The sequence below is a fragment of the Pseudomonas lundensis genome (assembly GCF_002269125.1).
Classification (GTDB): Bacteria; Pseudomonadota; Gammaproteobacteria; order Pseudomonadales; family Pseudomonadaceae; genus Aquipseudomonas; species Aquipseudomonas lundensis_A.
On record NZ_NQKI01000004.1, the window covers coordinates 108,271 to 121,620 of the forward strand.

14 protein-coding genes are annotated in these 13,350 nt (G+C 57.1%); 6 read left to right on the forward strand and 8 right to left on the reverse strand.

Annotated elements, in window-relative coordinates; genetic code table 11:
• Nucleotides 1-42 precede the first annotated feature (42 nt).
• The 3 genes from CJF39_RS04440 to CJF39_RS04450 are packed head-to-tail and all read right to left on the reverse strand — an operon-like array spanning nt 43 to nt 2,286.
• On the reverse strand, nt 43-972 hold the full coding sequence (locus CJF39_RS04440) for a DMT family transporter (protein ID WP_094992330.1): 930 nt from the start codon (nt 970-972) through the stop codon (nt 43-45).
• A 47-nt stretch (nt 973-1,019) separates the two neighbouring features.
• Complete coding sequence (locus tag CJF39_RS04445) at nt 1,020-1,424, reverse strand: DUF2177 family protein (protein WP_094992331.1); 405 nt, start codon at nt 1,422-1,424, stop codon at nt 1,020-1,022.
• A gap of 25 nt (nt 1,425-1,449) precedes the next feature.
• Nucleotides 1,450-2,286 (reverse strand): CvfB family protein, encoded by an 837-nt coding sequence (locus CJF39_RS04450; RefSeq protein ID WP_094992332.1) that lies wholly within the window; start codon nt 2,284-2,286, stop codon nt 1,450-1,452.
• A gap of 344 nt (nt 2,287-2,630) precedes the next feature.
• Here CJF39_RS04450 and CJF39_RS04455 point away from each other — a divergent pair, with 344 nt between their 5' ends.
• Entirely contained in the window at nt 2,631-2,810 is a 180-nt protein-coding gene (locus CJF39_RS04455; RefSeq protein ID WP_019410559.1) for a hypothetical protein, read from the forward strand.
• Nucleotides 2,811-2,990: 180 nt separating this feature from the next.
• A complete protein-coding gene (locus CJF39_RS04460; RefSeq protein WP_094992333.1) occupies nt 2,991-3,713 on the forward strand; it encodes a TorF family putative porin in 723 nt (240 codons plus the stop codon).
• A 23-nt stretch (nt 3,714-3,736) separates the two neighbouring features.
• On the opposite strand, the gene CJF39_RS04465 is transcribed toward CJF39_RS04460, so the two are convergent.
• Together CJF39_RS04465 and CJF39_RS04470 are read right to left on the reverse strand one after the other, a co-directional pair.
• Nucleotides 3,737-4,129 carry a transcriptional regulator gene (locus CJF39_RS04465; protein WP_094992334.1) on the reverse strand — a complete coding sequence of 131 codons (393 nt, stop codon included), beginning with the start codon at nt 4,127-4,129 and terminating at the stop codon, nt 3,737-3,739.
• Between the two features lie 136 nt (nt 4,130-4,265).
• Complete coding sequence (locus tag CJF39_RS04470) at nt 4,266-5,612, reverse strand: DEAD/DEAH box helicase (RefSeq protein ID WP_094992391.1); 1,347 nt, start codon at nt 5,610-5,612, stop codon at nt 4,266-4,268.
• Nucleotides 5,613-5,804: 192 nt separating this feature from the next.
• Between CJF39_RS04470 and CJF39_RS04475 the strand changes: the two genes are divergently transcribed.
• Nucleotides 5,805-7,103 (forward strand): mechanosensitive ion channel family protein, encoded by a 1,299-nt coding sequence (locus tag CJF39_RS04475; RefSeq protein ID WP_094992335.1) that lies wholly within the window; start codon nt 5,805-5,807, stop codon nt 7,101-7,103.
• 58 nt (nt 7,104-7,161) lie between these two features.
• Here the strand turns inward: CJF39_RS04475 and CJF39_RS04480 are convergent, their stop codons facing one another.
• From CJF39_RS04480 to CJF39_RS04490, 3 genes are all read right to left on the reverse strand, one after another.
• Entirely contained in the window at nt 7,162-7,734 is a 573-nt protein-coding gene (locus tag CJF39_RS04480) for an RBBP9/YdeN family alpha/beta hydrolase (RefSeq protein WP_094992336.1), read from the reverse strand.
• Nucleotides 7,735-7,772: 38 nt separating this feature from the next.
• Nucleotides 7,773-8,633 carry a carboxylate/amino acid/amine transporter gene (locus CJF39_RS04485; RefSeq protein WP_094992337.1) on the reverse strand — a complete coding sequence of 287 codons (861 nt, stop codon included), beginning with the start codon at nt 8,631-8,633 and terminating at the stop codon, nt 7,773-7,775.
• Between the two features lie 215 nt (nt 8,634-8,848).
• Nucleotides 8,849-9,448 carry an FMN-dependent NADH-azoreductase gene (locus CJF39_RS04490; RefSeq protein ID WP_094992338.1) on the reverse strand — a complete coding sequence of 200 codons (600 nt, stop codon included), beginning with the start codon at nt 9,446-9,448 and terminating at the stop codon, nt 8,849-8,851.
• Between the two features lie 206 nt (nt 9,449-9,654).
• Here CJF39_RS04490 and CJF39_RS04495 point away from each other — a divergent pair, with 206 nt between their 5' ends.
• The 3 genes from CJF39_RS04495 (at nt 9,655) to CJF39_RS04505 (ending at nt 13,256) form a co-directional block, all read left to right on the forward strand.
• Nucleotides 9,655-10,578: a LysR family transcriptional regulator gene (locus tag CJF39_RS04495; RefSeq protein WP_094992339.1), complete on the forward strand. Its 924-nt coding sequence runs from the start codon at nt 9,655-9,657 to the stop codon at nt 10,576-10,578.
• Nucleotides 10,579-10,689: 111 nt separating this feature from the next.
• Nucleotides 10,690-11,253 (forward strand): peptidylprolyl isomerase, encoded by a 564-nt coding sequence (locus CJF39_RS04500; protein WP_094992340.1) that lies wholly within the window; start codon nt 10,690-10,692, stop codon nt 11,251-11,253.
• Between the two features lie 170 nt (nt 11,254-11,423).
• Nucleotides 11,424-13,256, forward strand: coding sequence for an ABC transporter ATP-binding protein (locus tag CJF39_RS04505; RefSeq protein ID WP_094992341.1), 1,833 nt, complete (start codon nt 11,424-11,426; stop codon nt 13,254-13,256).
• Nucleotides 13,257-13,350: the final 94 nt, after the last annotated feature.

Here is a 13,350-nt window from a genome sequence, read left to right on the forward strand (position 1 = left end):
CCATGTTGCAGCCTCTTACCCTAGACCCGGCGTTGCACGCGCTCAATGGCCCAACAGCGTGCGTAGACGCCGCCGCAACCACTGCTCTGCACTTACGAATGTGATGCCGAACAGCACGAGGACGGCACCGACGACAAAGTTGAAACTCAGCGGCTCGTCGAGCACCAGCACGCCAAAGGTCACGCCGAACAGCGGGGTCATGAACGAGAACACCGCCAGGTTGGACGCCAGATAACGCTTGAGCATCCAGAACCACACCAGATAACTGAAAAACGACACCACTAACCCTTGAAACAGCACGCTGGCCACCGCCACGGTGGTCAGGCTGACATGACTGATCTGGCCACTGGCCGCCGCGATCACCAGCAACCCAATAAAACCGACCATCAATTGGTAAAACAGGGTCAGGGTGACCGGTGCTTCAGACAATCGCGAGCCACGCACCACTACCGTCGTCGCGCCCCAGGCCATGCCGGCGAAAATCCCGTAGGCATCGCCCAACAGCATGTTGCGATCCATGTCGGCCAACGACACGCCGCCCGCGAAGGCAAACACGATGCCGAGGAACGCAAGAAAGATCCCCAGCCACTGCAACGGTCGCAAGCGCTCACTGGGCAACAGCCAGTTGACGCCAAGGGCAGTAAAAATGGGGGCTGTGTAAAGGAAGACCGACATATGCGCAGCACTGGTCAGTTGCAGACCTTCGGCAATAAAGAAGAACTCCAGACCGAACAGACTGCCAGCCAGCAAGCCACCGCGCCACGTAGCCGGTACTTGGTCCCAGCCACCTTTCCAGCAGATCAGCAAACCCACCAGCAACGCTGAAATCCCGGAACGCCCTGCCGCCTGCATGACTGGCGCGATGTCCGGGGCCGCCGTCTTGATCACCACTTGCTGCACGCCCCAGATCAGGCAAAGACCCACCATCACTTGCAGTGCAAACGCATCCGTCGGCCGCCGCGAAACATTCATATCAACACCCTGGGTCCATCAAAGAACGCGTCGGTCACGCACGTCTGTCACGCAGCCATTTTACGGGCAGTCCAATACCCTGAAAGCGAGGCCAGGCATGTCAGCAAAGTGCCCCATGCCATGTCCATCAGCGCCAGTTGCGCCGACCAGCCATTGAGGGTGGCCCAGTTGGTCATGTCATAGGTGCCGTAGGCGATCAGGCCAAAGAAGGCGCCGGTGACCGCCGCCCTGCGCGCACTGCCGTGAGCCAACGCCGGGCGCACGACAAAAAACACCACGCCCACCACATACAGCAAATAGAACACAGCCGCCGGCCCCCAGTTGGGGGAGGCCAGCATCAAGGGGCCGAACAGCTCTTTATAGGTAGAGCTCATGAGCACGCCCAACCACAGGCCGTCGAGAATCAGGAAAGCCAGTAATACGCCGATATACGCCCAAACACTTTTCCTCATCTCGACAACCCTCTTGGCTGGTGGATCAGATCAATTCGATACGGTCCGGGTGGATCGTAATCTTGCCTTCCTTGTACAACGAACCGATGGCTTTTTTGAAGTTGCCCTTGCTCACGCCAAAGAGACTGCTGATCAATTCAGGGGCGCTTTTATCGCTCACCGGGAGCACCCCATCATTTTCGCGCAATTTGCCGAGGATCTTCGAGTTCAGGCTGCTGGCGGCCTCTTGGCCGACCGGCTGCAAGCTCAGGCTGATCTTGCCATCTGCGCGAATTTCTTTGATGAAGCCTTTCTCTTGCTTGCCTGCGCGCATGAACTTGAAGATTTCATTCTTGTGAATCAGGCCCCAATGCTTGTTGTTGATCACCGCCTTGAAACCCATGTCAGTGGCTTCAGCCACCAGCAAGTCGACTTCCTGCCCCACTTGATAGGTGGCCGGGGTTTTATCCAGGTAACGGTCCAGACGCGCAGTGGCCGTAATGCGGCGCGTATGTTTGTCCAGATAGACGTGCACCACCACGTATTCGCCCGCCTTCATCTGGCGCTTTTCTTCCGAATACGGCAGCAGCAAATCCTTGGGCAAACCCCAATCCAGGAAAACACCGATGCTATTAACTTCAACCACTTTAAGACTGGCGAATTCACCGACCTGAACTTTTGGTTTTTCAGTGGTGGCAATTAACTTGTCGTCACTGTCCAAATAAACAAATACGTTGAGCCAATCTTCATCTTCACTGGGAATATCCTTGGGAATATAACGATTGGGCAACAGGATTTCCCCGTCAGCCCCGCCATCGAGATACAAACCAAAGTGAGTGTGTTTAACCACTTGCAAACTGTTGTAGCGACCGATTAAAGCCATGTCCAATACCCTCATTACGTGGGCGGCATTCTACCCGAGTTTGGGCGGGCACATCGAAGCCGCAAGGTCGCGGCCTTAAAAAATCTGCGCCACGCCTGATTTGGCGGCATGCGCGGGCGCTACCAAGTGCCGCTCGTCAGTCCGCCGGTGCTGAAAGGCAGTAGCAAAAGGCTAAAAAACGCCCGCCGTTATGAATTAAAACAGCGAGTTAGCGGAGTAATAAGCGGTTCAACATACTTATGTTCGCACGCGTTAATTATTTTACGCCGATATTTAACAAGCAATTGTCAAGCCTTTCAGGTATTATCGCTGGCCAAGTTATTTTCTACAGGTCAATAGCCGCCATGCGTGTAAAAGCATCCGCCAGCAAAGCAAAGCCAGCTCCTGCTGTTGAAACCAGTGATTCTATCAATGCACAAATTGCCGCCTTCCTGAAATCCGGTGGCGAAATTCAGCAAATTGATAAAGGTGTCAGCGGTCAAACTTTCGGCCCGTCCAAGCAAATCACGCTCGGCAAAAAGTAATACCCCTCGCATGACCTGGTCCTCTTGCGCTTTGCCTACAAAGCGCTAGGACTACCGAGCCCTACTCCCCGATCCGCCTCCCATCGTCGAGTAATCGACCAACGGCACCCTGTGCCCGGCATTCATCCGTATCCTCTAAGGCCTCTAGATCAAGCCTTTGAGCCTATACAGGAGGGAACCATGCTCACCCGGGCATTGATGCTGGCCGGCACCCTGTTGACCAGCACATTAGTTGATGCACACGTCTTCTCCCGCGAGCTGGGGGATTTCGACCTCAAACTGGCCACTCAACCCAGCCGCAGCATGGCACAGGGCCTGGTCAAACCCACCAGCGCGGGTTCAACCTTCCACGGCGGCCTTGACCTGACCCACGACAGCGGCTGGTACGTCGGCCAATGGGCGCCCACCATGGGCATCAAGCCTGGCACGAACCTCGAAATCGACTCTTATCTGGGCTACAAACACCCCTTCGACCAGACCCTGAGCTATGAGCTGGGAATGATTCACTACAGCTACCCCAAGCTCAGCCCGCTCGACAGCCAACAGTTCTATGCCGGGCTGACCATTCTGGGCACCCGCTTCGGCGCGGCCTTCAGCAACGACCCGGACCGAAAGGACACCACCCTGTTTGCAGATTTGGGTGTCAACCAGCCATTGGGCATTGGCGTAAGCATGAAATACACCACGCACCAGCTCAGTTCGCCGGTCTCGATTGCCGAGGGCGGGAGTGTGCGCACCTTCAATGACTGGTCGATCAAATTCTCACGCCCGTTCATGGGCATTGATCTAAATCTGATCTACAGCGACTCAAACCTTGATGGCACGCAATGCTCAGCCTATTCGGGGCAAAACGCGCAATGTGACGGACTGGTCACCTTCAAGGCCGAGCGCGCGTTTTACTGATCCTGCAACTACCGCAGCGTCATTCAAGCAATTTGCGGCTGCGCAGTCAGCGCATCAAAGGTCTGCGGATCGAGCGGATCCTGTTGCGCATCCAGCACCTCTAACGGATGGCTGTCGCCCGGTATTGAGCTGTCGATCAGGCTTAGCAAGCGAGACCCACGTTCTGTCAGCTCATAGTTTTCACCCGTTCCGCCTTCGCTTTCACGACGCGGCTCGATGTAACCCTGCTTTAACAACATGGCTTCGTAATCCGTGGCCAGCACTTTGAACTCATCAAGGTTACCCACAGGGTCGCCCCTGTTGCTCATGGTAACGGCGAGCTCTTCAGCGTACACACGCGGGGTAAACGGCTCGCCAGCACCGTTTTGAGCCTTGTGCAAAAGACATTCAATCAGGGGCCAGTTGTAAATATTCATCAGCTTCACTCTCCGTACGGTTGGATAAAAGAGCCTTCCTAAGTAGTGACTGACAAACCTCGCAGTCGTTCATACGCAGTTTAGCGGGCAAAAAAAACCCGGCCTGAGCCGGGTTTTGGCAGAGCACGCGGGCGCGTTATTCCGCTGCCGGTGCTTCTGGCTTGCGACGCTTGAGCGGCGCCATACCGTCCTTGCTGACCAGCGACAGAGCGTCAGTTTTGGGGCGATTGGCAATCTTGCGCTTGGTAGGAGCCTTGGCGCCTGACTTCTTCTTGTCGCCTTTGGCATCCGTCTTTTTCTTTTTCACGCCAACCGCCTTGCCCGAAGCCTTGACCTTTTTCGGACCGCCGTACGTGCCTTTGACTTCCTTGATGGTGCGGCGCTCAAAGGTTTGCTTGAGGTAGCGCTCGATGCTGGACATCAAGTTCCAGTCACCGTGGCAGATCAGCGAGATCGCCAGGCCATCATTACCCGCACGGCCGGTGCGACCGATACGGTGCACGTACTCGTCGCCACTGCGCGGCATGTCGAAGTTGATCACCAGGTCCAGGCCTTCAACGTCCAGACCACGGGCTGCGACATCGGTCGCCACCAGAATTTTCACGCCACCCTGCTTCAGGCGGTCAATGGCCAGCTTGCGGTCTTTCTGGTCTTTCTCACCGTGCAAGACAAACGCCTTGTACTCCTGCGCCACCAGACGGCCGTAAATACGGTCAGCCATGGCACGGGTATTGGTGAAAATAATGGCCTTTTGATAAGTCTCGTTCGCCAGCAACCAGTTAACGATCTGCTCTTTATGCTGGTTGTGGTCGGCAGTGATGATCTGCTGACGCGTGGTGGCGTTCAGCTGGCTGACCTGGTTGAGCTGCAAGTGCTCAGGATTGGTCAGTACCTTGCCAATCATTTCACGCAGGCCCGAACCACCGGTGGTGGCCGAGAACAACATGGTCTGCTGGCGGTTAGGGCATTCATCCACCAGACGCTGAACGTCTTCCGAGAACCCCATGTCGAGCATACGGTCGGCTTCGTCGAGCACCAGCACTTCAACTTCTTTGAGGTCCAGGTTGCCCGCGTTCAGTTGCTCCAGCAGACGGCCCGGCGTGCCGATCAGAATATCCGGCACCTTGCGCAGCATGGCGGCCTGAACCTTGAAGTCTTCACCACCGGTGATCAGGCCGGATTTGATGAACGTGAATTGCGAGAAACGCTCCACTTCTTTCAGCGTTTGCTGTGCCAGCTCGCGGGTCGGCAGCAGGATCAGCGCTTTGATGCTCACGCGGATTTTGGCCGGGCCGATCAGGCGGTTCAGGATCGGCAGGACGAAAGCGGCGGTTTTGCCACTCCCGGTCTGAGCTGTCACCCGCAGGTCACGCCCTTCGAGCGCGAGCGGAATGGCCGCTGCTTGCACAGGCGTAGGCTCGACAAATTTAAGCTCGGCCACAGCTTTAAGCAGGCGTTCGTGCAGGGCGAAATCGGAAAACACGGGTGCTACCTCGAAGAAATGCAAAAAATCAGCGGCATAGAGTAACGGTTTCGAGCGCTGAGGCCGAGTTTCTTTGTACAAACGGCGCGAAACAACTGCTTTTTTAAGGTCTTTAGTCCTACGTCAGCCCCTAAAGCGCCAGTAAATGCTCTAATTCACGCGCCATTTACTTTTGGGGTAACGTTTTCGCTTATGGATATTCAACAACTCTGGGTTCAATTCCAGACGCTCTGGGCCAACCTTGACGATCATCCCTGGCTGTCGGCGCTGCTCGGCCTGATCGTGCTGGTGAGCATCGCGCTGATCGCAGGCCACATTGCACGCATTGTTATTTTACGAGTGACCAAGATCCTCGCCCGCCAACCGGCGCTGCACTGGATCAACGACTTGCGCGAGCACAAGGTGTTCCACCGCCTGGCGCAACTGACGCCATCACTGATGGTGCAGTTCGGGCGCAACCTGGTGCCGGACATGAGCGACAACGGTCGCCACTTCCTCGGCAACCTGGCGCTGGCCATTACCATTTTCGTGCTGACACGGGTCATCAGCGCACTGCTGGACGCGATGCTGGATATCTACTCGCGTACCAACTACGCCAAAACCCGCCCGATCAAAGGCTATGTGCAGCTGACCAAAATGCTGCTGTATGTGTTTTCGGCAATCATCATCGTCGCCACCCTGATCGACCGCTCGCCCATGCTGCTGCTCTCGGGCCTGGGCGCGATGTCTGCGGTCATTTTGCTGGTCTACAAAGATACCCTGCTGTCGTTCGTCGCCAGTGTGCAGTTGACCAGTAATGACCTGCTACGCGTGGGCGACTGGATCGAAATGCCGCAAGTAGGCGCCGACGGCGATGTCATCGACATCACCCTGCATACGGTCAAGGTGCAAAACTTTGACAAAACCATCGTCTCGATTCCGACTTGGCGCCTGATGTCCGAGTCGTTTAAAAACTGGCGCGGCATGCAGCAGTCCGGTGGACGCCGGATCAAACGCAGCTTGTTTATTGATGCGGCCGAAATCGGCTTTCTCACCGATGAACAAGAAGAGCGGCTGGAGCAAGTGCGCTTGTTGCGCGATTACCTGACGCGCAAAAAAGCCGAACTCAAGAGCTGGAACGAGGCCCAGGGCAACGTTGCCGCGTTGTCGGCCAACCGTCGGCGCATGACCAACATCGGTACGTTCCGCGCCTACGCGCTGGCGTACCTGAAAAGCCATGCCGAGATTCAGCCGAACATGACCTGCATGGTGCGCCAGATGCAGACCACCGCTCAGGGCGTGCCGCTGGAGGTGTACTGCTTTACCCGCACCACGGTGTGGGACGAATACGAGCAAATCCAGGGCGACATTTTTGACTACTTGCTGTCGGTGATGCCGGAGTTCGGCCTCAGCGTTTATCAGCAACCGAGCGGCAATGACTTGCGCAACGGGCTGCTGAACAAGATCAAAACACCATTGGTGGTGCCTGAAGCGGCCAACGCTGACGACTGAAACGCATGATCTGAAGAGCAGGAGCTGCCGCCTGGCGCTCCTGCATTGGCCGTATTACTCAGTGACCGGCTGCGGTATGGAATTGCTGGTCTCCCGTCAGGTCAAACAACAGGCTAATCCCAAGCGGCCAATGTCCCAAACCGCTTTGCGCATTGATGTGCCCCGCGCTGTCGAGTATTTGCAGCTTTGTACTGCCCCACGCCTCGCTAAAAACCCTTGCCCGCTCAAGTGTGACGTAGGGATCGTCAGTGCTGGCGACCGTGATGGACTGAAACGGCAGCGGGTTCAAAGGCATGGGGGTGAAACCCTGTGTGCCTGACGGATAACTCTCAGCTTCAGTATCACTGGGCGCCACCAGCAACGCCCCCCTCACCCGCTTTGCCGCTTCCGGGTATTCCTGTGCCCACCGGGCAATCAAGGTACAGGCCAGGCTGTGCGCCACCAGAGCCACAGGGCGATTATTCTTCGTCACCTCTTTGTGCAATTTCTGCACCCAGTCGGCGCAAGATGGCGTCTGCCAGTCGCTCTGTTTAACGCGTTTCAAGCCGCTGAAACGCTGCTCCCAACGGGATTGCCAATGATCGGGGCCTGAATCAAGTAACCCGGGCAATATCAACACTCTGACGGTCATCCCTGCTCTCCTCTGGATGCTGGATAGTCCCCGTGACCTTAGCTGCTCACTGGCCTGCGGTCGAGGCGACTGAGCCACACGGCGACGAGTATCACCAACGCGCCCAAGAACAGCCGCCCCAGCGGCTCGTGCTGATTCCAGATCAACAGGTTAAGCAACAAGCCCACCGGCACGTGCAGGTTGTTCATCACGGCCAGCGTGCCCCCGCTGACCAGACAGGCGCCCTTGTTCCACCAGTACATGCCCAGCGCGGTCGATACCAACCCTAAAAACAGCAGCACCCCCCATTGCAATGGCGCGTCGGGCAAGAAATGGGCTTTACCGAACAGCAGGAAAGCCGGCAGCACCACGGCCAGTGCGCCCAGGTAGAAATATCCGAAACGCCGATAGTGCGGCAGGTCGCTGGGGTAGCGCGCCACCAGGTGCTTGTACATCACCTGCCCGGCAGCGTAGGTAAAGTTGGCCAGTTGCAGCAGCAGGAAGCCTTTGAAAAAGTCCGGGCTAATGCTGTCAAAACGAATGACTGCCGCACCGCTCACGGCCACCACCGCCGCGACCAGTGCCCACGGGTTGAAACGACGGTTGAGCGCGTCCTCAATCAGCGTCACGTGCAGCGGCGTCAAGATGGTAAACAGCAGCACTTCCGGCACGGTGAGGACGCGAAAACTCAAATACAGGCACACGTAGGTAATGCCAAATTGCAATGCGCCGATCAGCAGCATGCCGCGCATGAAACCCGGCTCAACCGCGCGCCAGCGAGTTAGCGGGATAAACACCAGCCCCGCCAGCACGACCCGCACCAGAACGGCGAAGTAACTGTCAACGTGACCTGCCAGGTACTCGCCAATCAGGCTGAAGGAAAACGCCTGAATCAGCGTAACAATCAATAAATAGCCCATAACTCTTTCGCCTGCCGCCCAACGGAATGAGCGCGACCTTAGCGGTTTTTCACCGGCAACGAAATCCCGGGCAAAAAAAACCCGATACAGCTAAAAGCTGATCGGGCTGGAGCACTCAGAAGCAAAGTGCAAAGGGAGGTTCGATGCGCGAACCGCATGCTTGAAGGAGCAATGAAGCGATTAAGCCAACGGGCGATTACCTGCCGATTAAGACGTCATGCAATCTCTGAAATCAGGGATCTGGCTTGGTTCAATCCCTTTTCCTGGAAGTCCCCACCCAGATTCATACCTTCTGCGTGGATAAAGGTCACATCGTGAATCCCGATAAACGCCATCACCTGACGCAGGTAGGGTTCTTGATGGTCCGTGGTGCTACCCGCATATAGGCCGCCCCGCGCCGTCAGCACGTATGCTTTTTTGCCCGTCAGCAAACCCTGTGGCCCGGTTTCGGTGTATTTGAACGTCACGCCGGCGCGCAATACGTGATCCAGCCAGGCCTTGAGCGTGCTGGGGATCGCGAAGTTGTACATCGGTGCTGCCATGACCAGCACATCGGCAGCCAGCAACTGATCGGTCAGTTCGTTGGAGCGCTGCAACGCGGCGTGCTCCGCCTCGCTGCGCTGGTCTTCAGGCTTCATCCAGCCACCCAGCAGGTTGGCATCCAGGTGCGGTACGGGGTTGCGCGCCACATCGCGGACCGTGATCTGGTCAGCCGGATGCGCCGCTTGCCATTGGCTAATGAATTGCAGGGTCAGTTGACGGGAAAAGGAATCCTGCTGGCGGGCACTGCTTTCGATGATCAAAACACGGGACATGATAGGTAGGCTCCATCTCTAAATGCTGTAAGGCGATGAAGTGAAGGTTATAGGGCACAGCTTCGATGAAAAAGCGCAAATACCTGCTACAACCTATCTATAAAGTTGTTTATTAATCGTTGTGTCGGTGCGAACATCAGCCCCACTTCTCTTGACCCAAAGCGGCTACCTCCGCCTTCATCTATTCATTTTCAGAGGTACTCATCGTGAAAGCGCCCCGCGTGACCCTTGATCAATGGCGCACCCTGCAAGCGGTGGTCGACCATGGCGGCTTTGCCCAAGCTGCCGAAGTGCTGCACCGCTCGCAATCGTCCGTCAGTTACACCGTGGCCCGCATGCAGGATCAGCTCGGCGTGCCGCTGCTGCGCATCGATGGGCGCAAGGCTGTGCTCACTGAGGCTGGCGGCGTGTTGTTGCGCCGCTCCCGGCAACTGGTCAAACAGGCCAGCCAGCTCGAAGACCTGGCCCATCACATGGAGCAAGGCTGGGAAGCTGAGGTACGCCTGGTTGTCGATGCTGCCTACCCCAACGCACGTTTGGTCCGCGCCTTGACTGCATTTATGCCGCAGAGCCGAGGCTGCCGGGTGCGATTGCGCGAAGAAGTGCTGTCCGGCGTTGAAGAAGTGTTGCTCGAAGGCGTGGCCGATCTGGCCATCAGCAGCTTCAACATTCCGGGTTATCTGGGCACCGAGCTTAGCGCTGTGGAGTTTGTCGCCGTGGCCCACCCCGACCATCCATTGCATCGCCTGCAGCGTGAGTTGCAATTCCAGGACCTGGAGAGCCAGCTGCAAGTGGTCATTCGCGACTCTGGCCGCCAGCAACCCCGTGACATGGGCTGGCTGGGTGCAGAGCAGCGCTGGACCGTCGGCAGCCTGGCCACCGCTGCGGCCTTTGTCGGCAGTGGGCTGGGGTTTGCCTGGCTGCCGCGGCACATGATTGAACGGGAAATCAACGAAGGGGTGCTTAAACCGTTGCCACTTCATCAAGGCGGCACACGTCACCCGGTGTTTTATCTGTACTCCAACAAAGACAAACCCTTGGGGCCTGCCACGCAAATTCTTGTCGAGCTATTACGCACCTTCGACACGGCCCCGCTGGACGCACCGTTTGCAGCGCCCCTGCAAGCGTGACAGCGGTGGGCAGGAACCGGATTCGGGCATATCCTGTCCACCACTCGCGACATCTGCTTGTGTGTCTGCGTGACACTTAACCGTCACCCCCACTATTTCAGGATCACACCCATGCTTAAAAAAATTGTCCTCGCCGCTGGCGCCCTGCTGTTTGCCGCCAACCTGATGGCGGGCACACCTCCAAAGGCTCCCCACGTGCTGCTGGATACCAGTTTCGGCCAGATCGAGATTGAGCTGGACCCGGTCAAGGCCCCGATTAGCAGCAAGAACTTCCTGGATTACGTCGACAATGGTTTCTACAACAACACCATTTTCCACCGCGTGATCCCGGGCTTTATGGTGCAAGGCGGCGGTTTTACAGCGCAAATGGTGCAAAAGCCGACCCGCGACCCCATCAAGAACGAAGCCTCCAACGGCCTGCACAACGTACGTGGCACGTTGTCGATGGCACGCACTTCCAACCCGAACTCCGCCACCAGCCAGTTCTTTATTAACGTGGCCGACAATGCATTCCTCGACCCGGGCCGTGATGCCGGCTACGCCGTGTTCGCCAAGGTGGTCAATGGCATGGACGTTGTGGACCAAATCGTCAATTCGCAAACCACTACCAAACAAGGCATGCAAAACGTGCCCATCGACCCGGTCCTGATCAAGTCTGCCAAGCGCATTGACTGACGGATTGAGTCTTGCAGGAAGCGTAGACCGCTGCCCTTGAACGTAGCCGCTGCCCAAGCGTGCGCGCTGCCAACGCTGCTTGAGCGGCTCGCACTCTTCAATCGCCGCGCAGTCATCGGGTCAGCGGTCACACCACGAAAGGAGAGCCCGCGCTGCGGGCGTCAGTGCCCATGCTTTATCGCCGTTTTGAAAAACTGATCGATATCTTCCGCGAACCGCCCACCTCTGCGCCACCCGCGACGGTCTGGGCGTTTTATCTGTATTACTTGCGTCAGGTCTGGCCAATTTTTGCCGCATTGCTGGTGGTCGGGCTGGTGGCAGCGCTGATTGAAGTTTCCCTGTTCAGTTACCTGAGTACCTTGATCGACTTGGCTCAAGGCACGCCCAACACTGATTTTTTCAGGGTCCACAGTGCCGAGCTGATTTGGATGGCCGTGGTGGCGCTGATCATTCGCCCGGTCTTTTTCGGCCTGCACGATTTGCTCGTCCACCAAACCCTGAGCCCCAGCATGACCAGCATGATCCGCTGGCAGAACCATAACTATGTGCTCAAGCAGAGCCTGAATTTCTTCCAGAACGACTTCGCCGGGCGCATCGCCCAGCGCATCATGCAAACCGGCAACTCGTTGCGCGACTCAGCTGTGCAGGCCGTCGATGCCCTGTGGCACGTGCTGATCTACGCCATCAGTTCGCTGGTGCTGTTTGCCGAGGCGGACTGGCGCCTGATGATTCCGCTGCTAACCTGGATCGTGCTGTATATCGGTGCACTCTATTACTTCGTGCCGAGGGTCAAGGAACGCTCCGTGGTGTCCTCCGATGCGCGCTCCAAACTGATGGGCCGCATCGTCGATGGCTACACTAACATCACCACCCTCAAGTTATTTGCCCATACCCATTACGAGCAGCAGTACGCCCGCGAAGCCATCATTGAGCAAACTGAAAAAACCCAGTTGGCCAGCCGTGTCGTGACCAGCATGGACGTCACCATCACCAGCATGAACGGCCTGTTGATTGTCAGCACCAGCGGCCTGGCCTTGTGGCTGTGGAGCCAGTCGCTGATCAGCGTCGGCGCCATCGCACTGGCCACGGGCCTGGTGATTCGTATCGTCAACATGTCCGGCTGGATCATGTGGGTGGTCAATGGCATCTTCGAGAACATCGGCATGGTCCAGGATGGCCTGCAAACCATTGCCCAGCCGGTGGCGGTCACTGACCGCGAAAACGCCCCCCGCCTCAGCGTGACCCGTGGCGAAGTGCGTTTCGAGCACGTGGATTTCCACTACGGTAAACGCAGCGGGATCATCAGCGACCTGAACCTGACCATCAAACCCGGAGAAAAAATCGGCCTGATCGGCCCATCAGGCGCGGGTAAATCGACGCTGGTCAACTTGTTGCTGCGGCTGTATGACCTGCAAGGCGGCCGCATCCTGATCGACGATCAGAACATTGCCGAGGTGACGCAGGAAAGCCTGCGCGAACAGATCGGCATGATCACTCAAGACACCTCGTTGCTGCACCGCTCGATCCGCGACAATTTGCTGTATGGCAAGCCGGACGCCAGCGACGAAGAATTGTGGGCCGCCGTGCACAAAGCGAGGGCCGATGAGTTCATCCCGCTGCTGTCCGACGCACAGGGCCGCACCGGTTTTGACGCCCATGTGGGCGAACGCGGGGTCAAATTGTCGGGTGGGCAGCGCCAGCGCATTGCGATTGCACGGGTGCTGCTTAAAAATGCGCCGATCCTGATCATGGACGAAGCCACCTCAGCGCTCGACTCTGAGGTTGAAGCGGCGATTCAGGAAAGCCTCGAAACCCTTATGCAAGGCAAAACCGTGATCGCCATTGCCCACCGGCTGTCCACCATCGCCCGTATGGACCGGTTGGTGGTACTGGAAAAAGGCCGTATCGCAGAAAGCGGCACCCATGCCGAATTGCTCGCCCATGGCGGTTTATATGCACGTCTGTGGCAACATCAAACGGGTGGCTTTGTCGGTATCGACTGATCCAAAAAAACACCGCATGTAAACCCCCTGAAACACATCGCCAGGGCCCGGTTTTAAAGGGTTCTGGCTTTTTTATGGGCAATGGAAAATCCGT

What these genes read in the sequence shown, in the direction of transcription:
- CJF39_RS04475 (WP_094992335.1), top strand. Translation starts at nt 5,805, where the DNA reads ATGGATATTCAACAACTCTGGGTTCAATTCCAGACGCTCTGGGCCAAC.
- CJF39_RS04490 (WP_094992338.1), bottom strand. Translation starts at nt 9,448, where the DNA reads ATGTCCCGTGTTTTGATCATCGAAAGCAGTGCCCGCCAGCAGGATTCC.
- CJF39_RS04500 (WP_094992340.1), top strand. Translation starts at nt 10,690, where the DNA reads ATGCTTAAAAAAATTGTCCTCGCCGCTGGCGCCCTGCTGTTTGCCGCC.
- CJF39_RS04450 (WP_094992332.1), bottom strand. Translation starts at nt 2,286, where the DNA reads ATGGCTTTAATCGGTCGCTACAACAGTTTGCAAGTGGTTAAACACACT.
- CJF39_RS04465 (WP_094992334.1), bottom strand. Translation starts at nt 4,129, where the DNA reads ATGAATATTTACAACTGGCCCCTGATTGAATGTCTTTTGCACAAGGCT.
- CJF39_RS04440 (WP_094992330.1), bottom strand. Translation starts at nt 972, where the DNA reads ATGAATGTTTCGCGGCGGCCGACGGATGCGTTTGCACTGCAAGTGATG.
- CJF39_RS04460 (WP_094992333.1), top strand. Translation starts at nt 2,991, where the DNA reads ATGCTCACCCGGGCATTGATGCTGGCCGGCACCCTGTTGACCAGCACA.
- CJF39_RS04485 (WP_094992337.1), bottom strand. Translation starts at nt 8,633, where the DNA reads ATGGGCTATTTATTGATTGTTACGCTGATTCAGGCGTTTTCCTTCAGC.
- CJF39_RS04445 (WP_094992331.1), bottom strand. Translation starts at nt 1,424, where the DNA reads ATGAGGAAAAGTGTTTGGGCGTATATCGGCGTATTACTGGCTTTCCTG.
- CJF39_RS04505 (WP_094992341.1), top strand. Translation starts at nt 11,424, where the DNA reads ATGCTTTATCGCCGTTTTGAAAAACTGATCGATATCTTCCGCGAACCG.
- CJF39_RS04455 (WP_019410559.1), top strand. Translation starts at nt 2,631, where the DNA reads ATGCGTGTAAAAGCATCCGCCAGCAAAGCAAAGCCAGCTCCTGCTGTT.
- CJF39_RS04480 (WP_094992336.1), bottom strand. Translation starts at nt 7,734, where the DNA reads ATGACCGTCAGAGTGTTGATATTGCCCGGGTTACTTGATTCAGGCCCC.